Annotated in this window: 15 protein-coding genes; 4 read left to right on the top strand and 11 right to left on the bottom strand. The window is 41.6% G+C overall.

The annotated features are described in order from the left end of the window. Positions 1-70: 70 nt before the first annotated feature. From M3636_RS08875 to M3636_RS29740, 6 genes are all read right to left on the bottom strand, one after another. A complete protein-coding gene (locus M3636_RS08875; protein ID WP_251382177.1) occupies positions 71-2,116 on the bottom strand; it encodes a methyl-accepting chemotaxis protein in 2,046 nt (681 codons plus the stop codon). A gap of 341 nt (positions 2,117-2,457) precedes the next feature. After that, complete coding sequence (locus tag M3636_RS08880; protein ID WP_251382178.1) at positions 2,458-2,937, bottom strand: nitroreductase family protein; 480 nt, start codon at positions 2,935-2,937, stop codon at positions 2,458-2,460. Positions 2,938-3,009: 72 nt separating this feature from the next. Continuing rightward, a complete protein-coding gene (locus M3636_RS08885; protein ID WP_251382179.1) occupies positions 3,010-3,573 on the bottom strand; it encodes a nitroreductase family protein in 564 nt (187 codons plus the stop codon). Positions 3,574-3,726: 153 nt separating this feature from the next. Further along, the gene (locus tag M3636_RS08890) at positions 3,727-4,602 is read right to left on the bottom strand and encodes a helix-turn-helix domain-containing protein (protein WP_251382180.1); all 876 of its coding nucleotides are present in this window, start codon (positions 4,600-4,602) and stop codon (positions 3,727-3,729) included. A gap of 238 nt (positions 4,603-4,840) precedes the next feature. Next, entirely contained in the window at positions 4,841-6,313 is a 1,473-nt protein-coding gene (locus tag M3636_RS08895; RefSeq protein WP_251382181.1) for a DUF5060 domain-containing protein, read from the bottom strand. Positions 6,314-6,429: 116 nt separating this feature from the next. Then, on the bottom strand, positions 6,430-7,638 hold the full coding sequence (locus M3636_RS29740) for a helix-turn-helix transcriptional regulator (protein ID WP_251382182.1): 1,209 nt from the start codon (positions 7,636-7,638) through the stop codon (positions 6,430-6,432). 175 nt (positions 7,639-7,813) lie between these two features. Between M3636_RS29740 and M3636_RS08905 the strand changes: the two genes are divergently transcribed. Beyond that, positions 7,814-8,167, top strand: a complete 354-nt coding sequence (locus M3636_RS08905; RefSeq protein ID WP_251382183.1) for a GNAT family N-acetyltransferase — start codon at positions 7,814-7,816, stop codon at positions 8,165-8,167. A 140-nt stretch (positions 8,168-8,307) separates the two neighbouring features. Here M3636_RS08905 and M3636_RS08910 read toward each other — a convergent pair whose 3' ends face one another. Beyond that, on the bottom strand, positions 8,308-8,724 hold the full coding sequence (locus M3636_RS08910) for a hypothetical protein (RefSeq protein WP_251382184.1): 417 nt from the start codon (positions 8,722-8,724) through the stop codon (positions 8,308-8,310). An 81-nt stretch (positions 8,725-8,805) separates the two neighbouring features. On the opposite strand from M3636_RS08910, the gene M3636_RS08915 reads away from it, so the two are divergent. Further along, positions 8,806-9,447 carry a hypothetical protein gene (locus M3636_RS08915; RefSeq protein WP_251382185.1) on the top strand — a complete coding sequence of 214 codons (642 nt, stop codon included), beginning with the start codon at positions 8,806-8,808 and terminating at the stop codon, positions 9,445-9,447. A 61-nt stretch (positions 9,448-9,508) separates the two neighbouring features. Here M3636_RS08915 and M3636_RS08920 read toward each other — a convergent pair whose 3' ends face one another. The 4 genes from M3636_RS08920 to M3636_RS08935 form a co-directional block, all read right to left on the bottom strand. After that, positions 9,509-13,177: a multicopper oxidase domain-containing protein gene (locus tag M3636_RS08920; protein ID WP_251382186.1), complete on the bottom strand. Its 3,669-nt coding sequence runs from the start codon at positions 13,175-13,177 to the stop codon at positions 9,509-9,511. 10 nt (positions 13,178-13,187) lie between these two features. Continuing rightward, on the bottom strand, positions 13,188-13,472 hold the full coding sequence (locus M3636_RS08925) for a hypothetical protein (protein ID WP_128102311.1): 285 nt from the start codon (positions 13,470-13,472) through the stop codon (positions 13,188-13,190). A 14-nt stretch (positions 13,473-13,486) separates the two neighbouring features. Beyond that, positions 13,487-13,807: a hypothetical protein gene (locus M3636_RS08930; RefSeq protein WP_353056273.1), complete on the bottom strand. Its 321-nt coding sequence runs from the start codon at positions 13,805-13,807 to the stop codon at positions 13,487-13,489. Between the two features lie 89 nt (positions 13,808-13,896). Then, the gene (locus tag M3636_RS08935; RefSeq protein WP_251382187.1) at positions 13,897-14,559 is read right to left on the bottom strand and encodes a hypothetical protein; all 663 of its coding nucleotides are present in this window, start codon (positions 14,557-14,559) and stop codon (positions 13,897-13,899) included. A gap of 173 nt (positions 14,560-14,732) precedes the next feature. On the opposite strand from M3636_RS08935, the gene M3636_RS08940 reads away from it, so the two are divergent. Together M3636_RS08940 and M3636_RS08945 are read left to right on the top strand one after the other, a co-directional pair. Beyond that, positions 14,733-15,248: a hypothetical protein gene (locus M3636_RS08940; protein WP_251382188.1), complete on the top strand. Its 516-nt coding sequence runs from the start codon at positions 14,733-14,735 to the stop codon at positions 15,246-15,248. 406 nt (positions 15,249-15,654) lie between these two features. Next, positions 15,655-16,800: a glycosyltransferase family 2 protein gene (locus M3636_RS08945; RefSeq protein WP_128102314.1), complete on the top strand. Its 1,146-nt coding sequence runs from the start codon at positions 15,655-15,657 to the stop codon at positions 16,798-16,800. Positions 16,801-16,895: the final 95 nt, after the last annotated feature.

The raw sequence follows: 16,895 nt of genomic DNA on the forward strand, positions 1-16,895 counted from the left end.
AGAATAAGTTTTTAAACATTTTCAGATATCCATCACACTCCTTCTGTTCTCCTCTATCTTCAGAATCAGTCTATACTGTGAAACGTTGTACCAGCTTTTGCATATCTTCGGCCATTTTCGCGAGTTGTGCCGAGGATGAAGATATCTCTTCCATCGCAGCCATTTGCTCTTGAGCTGCTGCCGATGTAGTCTGGGCACCACTAGCTGAGACTTTAGATATGTTTGCCATCTCGGCAACTGTAGCAGAGACTTGTTCTGTACTTGCAGACAACTGCTCGGATACAGCGGAAATATCCTGAATTTGACCTACAATGTGAGATGTAAACTGTTCAATGTTTGAAATGGTAACCGAAGCTTCCTGGCTTACGCGCATGCCTTCACCGACTTGATCACGCACTTTTTTGTTCATTAATGAGGTGGACTTGTCGATTAAATCTAACATTTTACCAATCGTAGCACCAATCTCGTCAGCACTTTGTTTGGATTGTAGCGATAGTTGGCGAACTTCACCTGCAACGACAGCAAATCCTTTACCATGCTCTCCTGCTCTCGCTGCTTCGATAGATGCATTCAGAGACAGCAGATTCGTTTGCCGAGAAATATCAGCAATGGCTTCGTTCATTCTATTCGCTTCAGTTGAGAGCGTAGACAGCTCGTTAATCAATACTGTTGTTTCTGTAACAGCTTCAAGAATCTGTTCCATCTGTACACGCACACTGGTTATGGTTGTCCCCCCAAGCACGACTGCTCGCTCTGTTTCTTCAGCAGAATACACAATCGCACCCGCTGACTCAGCAATTGTACTAATCCCTCGCGCCATTTCTTCAACTGCATTTGCAGCTTGTTCAGCATTTTCAGCTCCAATTACGGCCGTTTCCGCCGTTTGTTGCACTGTTTCAGTCACATGTTGAACAGATAAAGTTGTTTGTTCTGTGCTCTCCTGTATCATTTGCGAAGAGTTGTTAAGATGAGACGATGTTTGATTAAGTTCACGAACAACCGATTGAAGTGTAACGGTCATTTGATCAAAGTCATCTGCCAATAACCCGAATTCGTCCTTATTTTTGAGACCAACTCGCTCAGACAGATTACCATCTCGGACATTGCGAGTTGCTGTGCGTAGTTTTTGCATAGGTAGCATAAAGGATCTTAGAATAACAAATATAATCAATCCTGCAATAACAACGGAAATACCAATGACAATATAGCTTGTAACCATAATTGGTTTTGCTGCTGCTATAAAATCTTCATACCCCATTAAAGCAATGACATTCCAACCTGTTAAAGCATTGACACCAGTAAAGACTTCCAAGTCATACGCAAGATCTGTTCTAACAAAGTGGGAAAATGCCATGGGTTCATCAGCGGTTACAGCGGAATTCGGCTGGAGCGGAATCCCACCAACAAGCTCTCCACCAAGCTCGCCTCCTCCACCTTGCGTGATCGCTCCTGCCCAGGCTGCAATCGTTCGATTGGAGTCTACTACAACTAGACTTCCATTTCCGCCAACATTTACGATGGATAACTCTTTTGCTAGAACATCCAAGTCTAGTTTAATATTGGCCACACCTTCTCCTTCTCCAAGAGCTTTGGCTATGTTCACAACAATTTTACCGGATTGTTCATCCTTCATAATGTTAGAAAAATAAAACTTCCCATTATTACTTTTTCCATTGTTGTACCAATCGCTCTCACGCGGATCATAGGTTGAATCAACAATCTCTGGGGAAGCTAAATACTCCCCCTGCTCGTTACCAATTGTAATGGAAATAATATCCGGATATGTAGAGGTTAATCGATCCAACTCTGTATAAATTATATCTGCGCTCTTGGTAAGCGAGCCGGGTTCAATCATTGAATCTATAAAATGTAACAGTTCTGCTTTTGCACCTACAATGTTGTCAATGTTCTGCCCTGTCATCGTTAGAATGGTGTTGATCGGCTCTGTCATTTTCTGCTGAACCTGATCTTTAGCACTTTGATATGAATAATATCCAATAAGCGCAGTTGGAATAATGAGGACACTAAGAAATGCTACAATTAGTTTAGTACTCATTTTTTGAAAAATGGTAAGTCCTTTCTTGAAAAATGATAATCTTTTCTCTTTCTCCTTCAAGTGTATCAACCTCTCTCTATTCTGCTTTTTACAATAACCTAAGGCAGTTATTGTACCGAATCCTAATTCCAATGGAATGATCCGTTTGTGTGACACGGCTTGCTTGTATTCAAGTCAATAAACGCAAAAAAACCTATATATATGCACACCCAAAGAAACTTTGAGCATGTTTATACATAGGTTTTGCCTGAATATTCAGTAACAAGCCTTGTTTGATCTGTATTATATCATAGATATGGAATAAATGGTCTTTTATTCTTAAGAGCTCTTGTACCCGTTAAACACATTGTTCTTTAGTTTAATTCAAAGCCAACTTTCTGTTTAATCGATTAAGCTCCAGTTTAATTTATGTTCATTTTTTTGTTCATCTTCCAATTCCCAATTATGTCTTCTGTCCTCACATACCCCAATTCTAATACTGCAACGATGTGTTCCTTGTCCGTTACTTTTAGTTTTTCGCGCACTTTGTTATCATATTTCCATTCGGGAAAAGTAATGTTTACAGCTAACGAGTGTTGCCAAGCGAGTATTTGAAAATTTTGAATTAGGCAAAACGTAGCCGCTGTATCTTCTGCTTGTCTGGACGGAACTGAATTGAGTTCGTTCACAATTATTAAATGAGCTGCTGGTTCATCTCGCAAACAATTTAATTTCCTACCGCTTTCCTGATCTAAATATATAAATCTCCAAGGCTCCCTCAACTTATGGTTTGGTGCCCACACTGCAAGATTAAGTAACTCTAGAAGAATATCTTGATGAACTGATCGGGAAGCCTGCTCGAATCGGTTTAAAGGTTTTATAGTCATATTAAGCAGTGACATTGTTGTTTCCTCCTGAATGAATAATCCTAAACTTTTTCAACTATTATTAAGCCATAAATTGATTTAATTAAATTACGATATGACAGTCCAACGTTTCTCCGCAGGTGTCCGTGGCCGACCTTTTGGAATTTTTTCAGGGTAACCGATGTTTAGAATGCCCACGAATTTTTCACCTTGTCTGAGGCCTACATTTTTCGAGAAGGCTTCATTCAAAAGAATTGGATCTGTCATCCATAGCATGCCCACTCCCTCGTCCCAAGCGAGAAGCTGAAAATTCTGTATGATTCGGCATACAGTTCCATAGGTCATTTCATCTTTTATTGGATTGCCGTTTTGCTGTGCGATAATAATAATACTAGCTGGTACCTGCCGAAAATGCTTGTGATAGCTTTTAAGGATAGGAGACAAAGCTACTTTTGCAATTGGATTCTCCACCACCTTCTCCATTAAATAGTCAGCAAGACGTAGCCGTTCATCAGGGCTTACTGCGATTACATATCTCCAGCGTGGCGGTACTTCATCTTGGGATAACTGCTCTGCCTCGGATAATAGTTCTTTTAGTCGCTGCAATTGTACAGGGCGGTCACTGAATTTACGAATAGATCGTCTTTCTTTAATCAGTTGATTTACTTCCATTAAGCTTCACTCCTTTTTCAGTCATTTTAGTTGATAATCATTCTCACTTTCAATATCATAAGTATAAATACCACAAATAGTCCGGATTATTTGTGCTTTTTTCAGAAAAAAACCTCTGATCCACGTGGATGAGAGGCTGCCTAATCTATAGAACTAATTTAATTTGCGAAACGTTGTCGGTGTTAACCCCATGTTTTTTTTGAACCATCGTCCAAAGTATGATGCATCCCGAAAGCCAATGTGAGATGCGATTTCATCGACATTTGCGCTTGAAAAACTTAGAAGACGCTTCGCTTCAAGTAACTGACGTTCTCTTAATACATTAATTGCAGTACACCCGAGTGTTTTTTGAACTGAATCATTCAAATGGTTAGAGCTAACGTACAGCATGGAGGCATACTCTGACACACTTGTTATTGCACGGAAATTCGTTTCTACAGCCAATAGATACTGCCGTGTAAGCTTAAAGCCCGCCTCCTCCCTATGACTTTGCTCCCATTGATCCTCAATTCTACTCATCTCGATGAGTAGTAGTTCAATATAGTTACGCACGGCAAGGGTTTGATCTTTCTGAAACCTCGCTTTTTCACGAGAAAGCAAACCAAAAAGTTCATTAAAAATATAAGCCTGATCTTCGCTCAGTCGCTGAAAAGGGTTGCTACCCATCATCTCGAATAACGTGGTTGGTGACCAACCCGCTAACGCAGATGTTTGTCTGGACATTAGTTCAGATGAGAAAATAAGCATGAATCCTTCAACCTCTTGGACAGAATATTCTCCGAACCAGCCGTGAATCTGACCTGGAGAGATTAATACGAGTGTATTGGGAGACAAGTTGTAATCCTGGAAATCGATCCGTACTCTCCCCTGACCTTTTGTAATCCAGAACATTTCGAAACAATCATGACGATGTAAACCATGGTGTGCGAATTCTGTAATATGTTCTTCATCCATCAATGAGAAGAGCCTAAAGTCATTCAAGTCGAGCATATGGCCTGAAATGATTGGGATTTGGTTTGTAATTGACATAAATTAATCCTTTCAAAACTTTATCATATCTGCATTTTCATACTTAGCCACTATGTCTTACTCTACACCAGTTGTCAAAAACAAGTTAAACAGATTAACGGATTGATCCTGTTTTACTGACTCCATCTTTTGTTCTCTTGAATCGGATGCTCAAGTTGCTCTAACGGTCTAATTGTTCCCTTGAAAATCTCCGTGTTATTGCATACTCATTTGTTCTCCTGTTATTTCACTATACTTATTAATGAAGGGCATATATGCGCAATGCAAAGTAAGGTCGGCTGGGCAAAGGAATACGGCTTTTTCCTCGATACGTCTCAATCAGCCTTGTGATTACCATCTCCTGTGTGTCAATCCATTCGGCAACAAATTCTCGATCATCCGGAAGGTCAACTTCCCGGTATCCTGGCTGGTGTTGACCATAGTAATGTAAGTAAAATTCACCTTCCACACCAACTACCGGCACGTCACGGAGCGGAATCGGTGCGGTGTCAGAAGGCATTTGTTCCGCCACTTGACGAAGAAAGCGAATATGTTCATGGCTTTGTCCGTATAACGTTCCCCCTTTTGCCCACCAGATCTCGTCTTCTGGATGCAGGTATGTCTCACCATGACTGCCATAACCACCTCGTGCAAAACTTTCCCAGATACGGTGCGTCATTTCTTGCGCGGTCAGATTACCCCATCGCTGCTGCAGGTTCCCTTCGTATCCACATTCATCAACGATCACCGGTTTCCCATATTGCGCTCTCCAAGAAGGTACTAATGTGACGTCCCAGTGTTGAATGCTGCAATGCGTAATTTCCGGACGACGATGATCATACATCACTATACTTTCCGGAACATACATGGCTGTGCCATTATGGATGGATAACAGATGTGCATACGGATCTTCTTGCTCAGTAAGACTGATCAACCTGTCCCAATCTGACATCGTTTTTTCACTCATAAAATCATATTCATTCGCCAACGACCACCAGACGTTCCGGTAAGCTGCCAGTCGTGCAATTGCGTACTGCAGATAACGATCATCTTCCTCAGAAGTCAACCGATCGAAACCCCAGCGTCCTTTATCGTATGGATGAAACAAAATGAGATCAGCTTCAATCTCTAGCTCAAGCAGTGATTCAATGCAGTTCTCAAGGTGCTCCCAGTAAACCGGGTTAAAGCGAGTATAATCAAAACCTATTTCGGAAGAGCCGACAAAAGGAAAGAACTCAGGTTCCTCTGCGTTAAAAGAATAATTTTTCGGAAATAAACACATACGAATTTTATTGAACGCCCCTTCCGCAAGAGTATTCAGCGTTGCCGTTCGTAATGTCTCTGACTGATATATCCATGCATAAGCGGTTGTACCAAACGGATAAAACGGCGTGCCGTCCGCATAAGCAAAACGAGTCTCATCTCGTGTTCTAACCGGGCCGTGAATTGAATCTTCTGCCTGTATACAAGTGAAACTTCCGTTCAAACCATTCAACTCGGTCAGATTGCTGAACGTCTCATATGTCCAAATTCCAAGCTCGGATGGCATGAATCTGACCATGTACTCCCCATTCCCAGCATAAAATCCGGAAACCTTGTATTCCTTCATGTCTTTACGAAAAATGACCGTCCAATCGGTATCCAGATAAGGATTACCTTCAGTTGAGCCTGGCAACCGAAGTTCAAACCGTGCCCATTGGGACACAGGTTCATGAAGCATCGCGTTTTCCATAACGAACCCTCCACCTTTCTTTTGTGGCATTCCTGAATTGTAAACGCATTCAATTGACCCAACCATATTTTAGCACTAATTTATATAAAGTTCAGCAATTTTAACTTAACTTTTTTTTATTGAATTTCAATCCTCCAACCCTTCAGTTGTTCTGCTCCGTATGTAAGGGCGTAATTTTGAATTAGTTGCTGGATTGCTGTTATCTGCTCTGACATAGCTTCGTTATTCGCTCTCACAATAAATACAGGATGAATATTAACCTCGCTAAATTGGTTTATCACCTTTGTTAGATCCTTCATATCACTATCCGCGAAATTCAGAATTTCTTCGAACCCAAAAACCTGATACGGGCTTAAGCTATGAACCTGAAGAATTCTATTAATCTCCTTATCTGAATTTACTCTAAGTAAGTCAGATATTTTAATCAAATATAATGATGCTGAGTTTTGATCATCAGATTCGAACAGGTTGAGGTTAATCGATTGATTTGGTTCGATGGTTAGTGTTTCACAGCGGTTAAACAACCCTTCAAACCTTGGAATAACAAATGCCGGATCAATGATTTCTCTGCAGTGCTCAATCGTCTCTTGCTTTCTTTTATTATCTTGGCGAAATTCTTTCGGTCCTTCTGGGAAAATCCTTTTGAATTTTTGATGAAAATATCGAGGTGAAGAAAAACCACTCTCGATTGATATTTCAACCAGACTTGAATTTGTCGTTAATAATAGTTTAATTGCGTGCTCAATTCGTAAGTAATGGAGTAAATTTTGCAGCGTATCTCCTATTAACAACTTAAATTGAGATGATAAATAATCTAAATTTAAATACTCCTCTGTCATTTGGACAATTTCATTCAGAGATGCCTTGTTGGTGTAACCTTGATTGTGAAACAAATAATCGTAGATTTTCCATATTCGTTGTAGCTTGATGGGGTTACCTTCGAAAATTCGTTTGACATCAAAATTCGTAACAAGCAGATTCAACAATGCTCCAGTTACACCCACTAAAGTTAAGTATTTTAGCTCACCCTTGTTGTTTATTACTGGAGTTATTAATGCGCAGATTGCTTTATTTATTTCTTTTGTTCGTTCTAACCCGAGATCTGTTCCAGGGCCAAATTCATGAGCAAACCAGATTTTTGATAAATCGCAATGATCCTTTGCAAATTCGGCATTGATATTAATAAGCAGTATTAGATTATCTTCATGTGTATGTAACAGACGATGAACTTGATTAATATTGAAAATTTCTATCTCACCAGAACTTAATGTTCTATTCTCGTCTGCAATGGCAACATGAATGCTACCTTCCAGTATAATGACCACCTCAATGGAATTACTCCACCGAAACGGTTCGTCTTTGATCCTTAGGAACTGCACTGTTAAGGGAGGGTTTTGAACAAGGCATATATGCAATTAGAAATGAAGAAGTGGTTGGCTTTCTGGGGTACAATATAGGCAAAAAGCCTTTGCACCTGCGATTTACAGTGCTTTTCGGAAGGTGTACTCTCCATTCGCAGCGCTTTGGCTGTTTTTCTTTTATTCGTTTTATTTAAGGTTTCATTTATACAACGAAGAAATACTGCAGATTGACCCTATTGCTGTGTCTGAAAAAGCACGTGGCCAGGGAATTGGCAAATTACTATTACGTGAGATTGAGAAACTCGCAAAAAAAATGCACATTACTATAATCAGTCTTGAAGTGGTTGATACTAACCCTTCAGCTCAAAAGTTATATGAACGCTTCGGTTATATGTTCAAAAAAGAACTTAAATCCGGTTCATTTACTAAGAGAGCCGGCTTCAGAAGAGTGATATTTATGCAAAAATGTGTTGAGGTCACCACCAAAACCTAATTGGTTAACACCAGGCATTTCTCGCAGTCTGGCTAAGTTGTGTGGTCACATATCGATACCAGCTAAGATCGTCAAAGGACAACTCGTCCAGGAGAATTAGCATACAACACACCTGGACGAAAGTCCTTAATCAAGAGCTTTCACACCTTTACCGAAGTACACAGCATTAAGATGGCGAAGAAAAATAAAAAGATACAGAATATAAGAATAGGTACAGGGTGATGACTGTGCATCACAACCATAGGAGACATAAGTCCAGCCATAATACCCCCAGACACACCCGTCACAATAGTTTGGTAATCTACAAGTGCACCAAAAATCATGCCGATCAACATTGCGATTACAGTGGCAATAATCGTTACCCATGTCGAATAATACGGAAATTGATACCCCCATAATCCGCCAATAGATAGTGCGCTAACCGTACTGACCGTCATAGAGATGTTCATTCCCAGATGATACCCGATTAAGTTTTTTAATCTCCTCAAATACATATAACTACCAATTAAACCTGCACACAACAACACATTAACAAGTATAAACAATACAACGTTCATTGTTTTCCTCCTGTCAATTGAATAAGGTAAAAATCCCCTTCATAAAATGAGTGTATATCTTACATATGGAGGTGTGCCCCTATGCTGCATTCGGGTTCGAGCAAGTTTAGCTCACCCGCAAGTCCATTGCCATCCCATGAACTAAAAATACTGCAGGAATTCATTCATCATCAAAATGTGCAGATTATTGGAGAAATTAATCCATCCCGCCGTAAAGAAATTATGCTGTCCAATTTTTTTAAATCACACAAAAATCAAACCGTAAAAATCAAGATTCAATGCCGCGAAGAACAGAAAGTCATATTGGCAAAGACAGATGCCGTTGGCAGAGACTTTGTGATATTAACTTCGCTACTCACCAAGTACTGGATTCCATTTCGCGCAATCGAAACCGCCGAACAGCCTTATGATCAAGTAAATATCCCCCATCAGCAGCATCAGCAGGTGGTTTATGATGAAGAGTTGAAACAAAACATATTACTTAAGTTCGGTAAAACTGTGAGCCAGAAGGATTATCTAAAACAGCAATTTTTTGAACAAACTTTAGCTGGTCACATAAGGTCTTTAATTAAAAACAAGATAAATGTCGAAACCAACGTATCGCGAATTCGCGGCAAATTAATGGATATTAAGGAACATGAAATACAGTTAAGAGAAAATGGAACCTGTTCTTCAGTAAAATGGATGGACGTATTATGGATCGAGAAACAACGATTCATATAACTTTGTTCGATTGAAGGGCAAGACACCTCATAGATCATACTGAGGCGTCTTTTTCTGTGCCTTATCGTTTGTTTTTAGTTCGAGGTCTGGGGTTTAAAGGTGCCAGCTCTGGAGTAGGCTTATCAAGCACTCGTAAGATTCCCCATAAGCCTAGTTCTATGTCCCACCTGATATTTCCTGAACGATACAGATAATCTCCAGGTATGCCAAGTGAGCCGCCTGCACCATAGAGTAATAGGAAATCATCCGTGTGTCCTACACTGAGCTGACCTTGAAAGGATACAGGCAGCGAATTCAGGTCATCATCACTTCTTAGCCACTGGTGACCATGAAGCACAATTGTATGTGCCCTAGCCCGGTCTGAAATGAACATCATGCGGATAACCACAGGGTCTCCAACATAAGCGAGAAATACAGGCGTTGCTGGATCCCCATGAACTTTGGAGCTGAAGACAAGGGAAATATTCGGATTGATCGCAAGCCTGTTCTTGAAACGTTCTGCTCGATAATTAAATCCACGTGAACCTTGATCTTCAAAATCCTCAGTCTCTTGTTCCTCTGCTTCTTGATTCATGTTAATTACGGGCTCTGGATCGATAATAAGCATACCATCCTGATTGTACAGTCTTACGCCGTCATGCATGATGATGCAATACTCTCTTAAACTTAATCCGCCACTACTGATAATGACCTGACTTCCTGTACGTGTAGGCTCCCTTGTTACAGGATCAAGATACACGGAACCTTGTGGCTCAGTGACTAGCATTCCGAATGCACCATGGTGTCTATGGTTACGAAGATCTGCCATATCGACTAGACCAGCGGTTCCGATTTGTTGATCAATATACCAGTGATACGTTATTTGCTCCCCAGGCGCGATAGTTTGATCCGGATTAAACCCAACCGTAGTTCCATCTGAACTAAGAACATCATACTCAAGCATTTGCGCATGCAGCGATATTCGTTTGGAGGGTCTATATTTCATGTTAACGGGAACTCCCGGGTAGAACTGATCGTCCGGAGGGAATTTAAGGTGGTGAAGTTGGTTCGTTAGCCTAACTTCTACGATTTCTCCTACGTTCCCTCGTATAATCAATGGTTCTGGATTCTTTTTGCCTTTCAGAATATCTTTCACATCTTCCTTTAAAGCAAAAATAATACTGTACGGATCCTGATCACCAAAGCGATTATAGATTACAGGTGTTTGTAGAGCAACAACATCATAACTCCGGACGGGTGCACGTTTAATTCCAGGCAACACTCGTTCTACTGCTTTGGGAGGTCTTTCGCCTGTCGGTACTGGTAATGGCTCCGTTCTAGGTTTAGGGCGCTTTCGATCCGGTAGTGGAATGAGATGCGGTACACTTTTTTCATAGGAACGTATAATCCCCCAGTTCCCTAACCAAATATCATCTATGGATCCATAATGGTATAACATATCGAAGTCACCGACACCTTCGACCGCAAATTCCAGCGTAAAGGATTCCGATATACCAATATGCTGCTGATCAACCAAATCTGAATCCAAGTCCCCCCGTTCCCGCCTCCAGCGCTGGCCATGCAAATTAAATGAGTGAGACTCCTCTTGAGCTCCTTGAAGAAGTCGAATTCGAACGGGATCCCCGTTATAGGTCTGCAAGAGCGGTGTTACTGGATCTCCATGAACCCAAGAGCTGAACACATAAGCGGCGTCCATGTGTGGCTCATTTAAACGAAATTGCAATGGCTCGTTTCTGTAGTTAATTCCCATCACACCCGGATCCTCATGAGAACCTGGGAATGGTGGCTGGTTTAGAGGCACTCCATCTTTGTCGAATAATAGTGCGAAGTCATGTACGATTAACGTAAACTCCCTGAAGTCAGGAATAAAGGGATTAACAATCGTAGCCTGTGTTCCTGAACGGATCTCTTCACCCGTCTGTGAAGATAAATACTTGGAGCCTCGGGGCTGAATATTGATTCCCGCAAACACACCGTGTGGTTGGTGCTGATTAGCAAATAGATGATCGTGAAAGAAGGTTGATTTCAATTCACTATCTGCAAACCATTGATACTCAATGGTCTGACCCGGAAGTATGCCCGAATCATAATTCCAGCCGACATTGGCACCATCTGAGACAAGCGGATCAAATTTAACAAAATGAACATGCAGACCTGCTTCATATGTGCGGTTAACCAGCTGAAAAGCATTTCCGCCGATGACCTCGGGGAATTTATTCGTAAACCGAAGTCTGACGCAATCTCCACCATTGGCACGAATTGTTAAAGGTTCAGGTGCTTTCCTTCCTGAACATACAGCTTCCTCATCTTCTGCCAACACGAAGATTCGTGCCTGTGGATCATGCCAGCCCTGATTGTTGTACACAATCGGAAGCTGAATCGCCACGATGTGAAATTCACGTACCGGGTTAACAAGAGGATCACATGGATTTACAAATACAGCACCAGGTACAGCATTCGGAGCAAACTGGTTTATTTCGAGTGGAGTTGATTCACGTCCACCAATGATGCCAAGTGGCGGTCTCGGAGCCTTCTTACCAATAATCCCTGGAATGAAATTCGGGAACCCTGGCTTATCCTTGGTTGGCTTTGGAGGCGGAGTTCGACCTGGGAGAGGTATCAGGGCATGAATCGGCATTCCATTGGGATATTTTTGAGTTCCATCCTGGAGAGTATTGAAAATCCGCTGCATTCCCCACATGCCCTCTTCAAAGTGTGGATATAAATGACAATGTATGATGATATCTCCGAATGCCCCTTGCATACTTCCCGCACCATAGAGTGGCGAGACCGTGTACGATGCCTGGGGAGAAATAGCCTGCGAATCTTTAATTTCGGAATCTAGATCCGTTGTCTCAAACAGCCATTGATGTACATGATAATGGAAAACATGTGTTTCTTTGATTCCGCCATGAACAAGCCGTATTTTAACAGGGTCACCTACGTAGGCTCTTAGAATAGGTGTTACAGGATCACCAAACATCCACGAATCATGATGCACTTCTTCGCCTTCCGTCTCAGGAGATACCACTCCTTCTAAAATCAGACGTTGACGATTCCGCATAGGCTCAGACCTATAATTTACGGCATGTGTTGCCTCAGGTTGAAACGTATGTGGACTAAACGGGGTATCCCCGGTTAAGTCCTTAATCTCCATCTCATCGAGAAATACCCAAGCATACTCTCGAAATGAAGGCAGGAAAGGATTATGTATGTCAGCGTACACACCAGAAAGTAGCGGCTTTCCTGTTTGGGGGTCGGTCCATGTGGAGCCTCTTGGCTCCACAATTAATGCTCCAAAAAGTCCGTGAACTTGTGTACCCAGTTCACTAGACAGTGTGTTTCCAAAATCCGTAAAGTAACAAATCCCTTCTAGCGTTGTGTGCCACCTATACGTAATGAAGCCCCCAGGTTGAGCTATTGTGTTGGGATTGAATCCTGCTGCGGCTCCATCTGACGTGGTTACATCGTATTCGACGTCCTGAATGTGTATGGAAGCGGGATGATCCAGCTTGTTTTCAAACAGAATTTCAATATCGTCTCCTGCGTTAGCCCGGATGATTAGCGGTTGTACTAGATCGACAGTTGTAAAAGGATTTTTGGCGATAAGCTTGCGAATCTTATCTTCATTTTCCTTGAGAACATACATCTTTCCTTCAGGATCGTGGTCTCCAAAGTCGTTAACGACAATTCGAACCGAAATGGCAACAATATGAAATTTCCTCTTCACATTCCACCTCTTATATACGTATTTCAGGAATCGGATTCTCAGGTGTCTCTATAAAGTAAACCTGAATGTTATCAATATGCGTGCGAAGCGTAGTACCATCCAACTCAGGGACATTGCAGATTTCGACCTGGATTGATACCGTATCTGACTCAACTTCCACTATCCGACCCACGTAAAAAAAAGGATAGGATTCAATAATAACCAGAATTCTACCGTTGATAGAAGCAGTGAATTCAGCAATGAGAGCCTCTTGTCTAAGGTCATTAATATTGAGATGATCTGTTCGCTGTAGCATCGTTCCTAACCTCCTTAAGAAAGTGTAAGTCTGTTATTTAATCCAAAAGGAGCAAAGATCGCAATATTCTCAATTGGAAAACTTAGCGGGGTTGGGAACTGGAAGTTTGGAGCATTAGGCATCTTGATAATGACTGGATTTAATTGAATCGAGCCACCTCTTACGAGTTCTAGCTTGCCTGTAAAAATCGGTCTGAATGTCTGTCCTAGTATATTTAGCTGAGAAGCATCCAGAATGACAATGATCTCTTGTCCAAGCAGCTCTTCAAAAATAATGTTACTTTCCCTCAGTTGAGGTGTGTGATAATTATCATCATAGGAATGCAAAGAACTCAATATTATCCCTCCTTGGTTGCGTGATGATGGTATAACTTAACCAGTTAAATATATGGTAACAAGGAGGGTAAATATGCTAATTAATAATCTTACTGCTTGGAAATGGAAATGATTTCGATATCAGCAAATGCGATGGACTCAAGCCAATGTTTATCGTGTCTACTGGAAGGTTGAATAATGACTTTATCCTCTGTCGTCTTTACCAGACAACCGATTTTCTTGCGTTTAGGCTCTGTCAGTTGCAGTACGACCTGTTGTCCTGCATGCTGCAGGAGGGCCATGCTTAGCGGGATGCCATAGAACCGATTAAGCAGCTTTACGCTTCCGGATACAGTTTCAGTAAATGCATATAGTAACTCACAATTCAGTTCTTCGCTTCGGCAGACATGACGAGGCTCTTGAAGAAGTTCAGATTCACAGGGCTCGGATGAAATCGAAATCAGTTGATCAAATGTTACATAACGCAGTCTACCTTTACTCCAGAATTGAATGTAATTCCTCCCCGCCTGAAGTAAGAAACCTTCATATGCTCTAAACCCTCCGCGAAAAGACGTTTGAATTCTCACATACTGGTCTTTCAATGAAGTGAGTTTTAGTTCAAGCTGCCTTGGATTAGTCGGTTGAGATGGATTGCCCAAAGATCGCAAAATATGGTTCGCTTCCGCTATGCATGCTTTCAACTCAACAAATTGTTTTTCGGGCAATGCAGTCGTTGGAGAGCTAATGCCAATCGTTTGGTATGTGGTGTTCACGAGATAATTCCTCCTATATGCAATCAGTTAAAGTCAGTATATGGGCGGCTATCACTATCGCACTGGACATCAGCCTAATTTTATTGAGTTTACTCAGAACGGGCGAATGCCCAGACACATCTCCTGAACTGGGCATATACATGACATTAAATACCATTTAAGTGGAGGATCACATGAGTCATAATCGAGTAAGATCAAGCCGTAAATTAGCATTATCGACCAGATCAAAGTCCAAAAAACATCTAAGAATTCTGCTGAACAAAAACTGTGACCTTAAAGTAAACCATCTTCCCGACGATTGCGCTTGTCATCAGCCTATATCAAAACACATTCTCCATCGTAATAAATGCTTTCAGGTCATTGATGGGGTAAAGCCACTGATTAAGCTGCGGTTAGCTGGCATAAACAACAACTTGAACTTTGAACTGTTCCGTCACAAGGGTAATCGTGTCATCATTGAAGTGAGTTCTGGAGAGAAAAGTGAAAAAATCAGAGGCGTTCTCCTAGATGTTGGCACGGATTACGTTGACATCAAAAAAGCGAATGGCAGAGTCATTACGATTCTTCAATCGAACATTCAAAAAATCGAATGGCTGGGTCGCAGAAAACGAGCTCCGCAAGTGGAGTACATTGCAGATGATTGTGGAGATGAGTATGAGTACGATGAATACGAAGATGGTGAAGAATAAAAAATTCGCCATAAGAGAAAAAAGAAATGACCCTATCCGGGCTCATTTCTTTTTTTGATTTCAGTGATGATTATGATCCTTGTGATTCGCATGATCATGACCACTATCACCATCTGAGCTACACCCTATAGTTAAGCTGAGAAATACAATAGCCAAGGCATAGCAGATTTTTTTCATGATACACTCCCTTCGGTAGAGCCACTCTCTCCACTCACGAATTGACGTCATGTGATGGATATGTTATGAATCTGCCGGTTATACATCATTAGACATCGACCAAGCCTGTTTCCCAGATCATAGGGTATTTAACCAGTCTCCGTTAAAAAGTTGGAATATACTGATATCACTTCGTACATGTCTGTTTCATTTTCTGACTTTATTTAGCTTTTTTAAGGGAGGCAAGAATATGGCAATCCGCTACAGTATTATTATTGCAACCTATAACCGGGCTCATCAATTATCACTTACACTGGCGGCTTTTGAGGCGCAGACGTACCCCAAGCATTTATTTGAGGTCATTGTTGCTGATGATGGTTCCACAGATGGCACAAAAGAACAGGTTGAGGCCTTTCAAGCTTCATATCCACTGACTTATGTATCGCAGACAGAACAACGCGGCAGATCTGCTATTCGGAATTTGGGGCTGCAACATGCCAAAGGATCATACGTTATCTTTTGCGATGCTGATTTTCTGGCATTACCCGAGTTTATACGAACCGTGCGACAGTACCATCGCAAACATCCCAGAGCTGTTGTCTCTGGCTTCCCCTATTCATTCAGTGGCTCATATACCCACTACTATCCAGACTTTTCTCCTGAAGAGAAGGAACATTGTCGTGCGGTTCTCGCTGCATCAAACTTATGGCGTCCTGAACTAGATGCTGCGAATGAAATTATCCCGCTGATTACACCAGCAGATATTATGCATCATACAGATGCTTTTTCCCGAATTGCCTTCTCATCTCAAATGCCACCTGGTGTCATCAAGCAATTTGCCAGCACAGATGTGGCTCCCTGGATGGTATTTGTTACTCGGTGTGTATCTGTCCGGCGCAGTCTACTGAAACGGGTTGGAGGATTCAACGAAAGGTTTGTCCTTTATGGCCTTGAGGACTGGGATTTAGGCTATAGATTGCACCGCTTGAAAGTACCGTTTTACTGCATGAAAGAAGTCGTGGGCTACCATCAGGAGCATCCAACCCATTTCCGAGGGGATGTGTTAAATACAGAAAACCTTCGCATCATGTTGGAAACCTACGGACTCAATGATTCTGCACTTAACTTACTTACCGTTGTGCCTCCGTCTGAAGATTTGGAAACATACAAAAACACCCTCCGAGTCTTGCGCAGAGGGTTTCGGTATAGAGCAACACGTTCTTCAGCAAAGCTGTTAAAGAGAACATTACGAATTGCAGCCAAGCAGTTCGTAATCCAAGCGGATGCTCAGGCATACAAAAAAACATTAGCTAGAATACAACGTAGAGCAAATGGCCGGAAAAGCCGAACGGCTCGTGTTTTACGGGATATGGTACAGAGAGCTGAACGAATATAGAGCTAGGGAGAATCGGCTGTTGTAATTCATATGACAGCAGATGAAACTACGGAAAGCATCTACTTTTGAGATTAACCGGTCATTGAATTATGACC

Source organism: Paenibacillus sp. MER 99-2, assembly GCF_023714095.1.
Lineage (GTDB): Bacteria > Bacillota > Bacilli > Paenibacillales > Paenibacillaceae > Paenibacillus.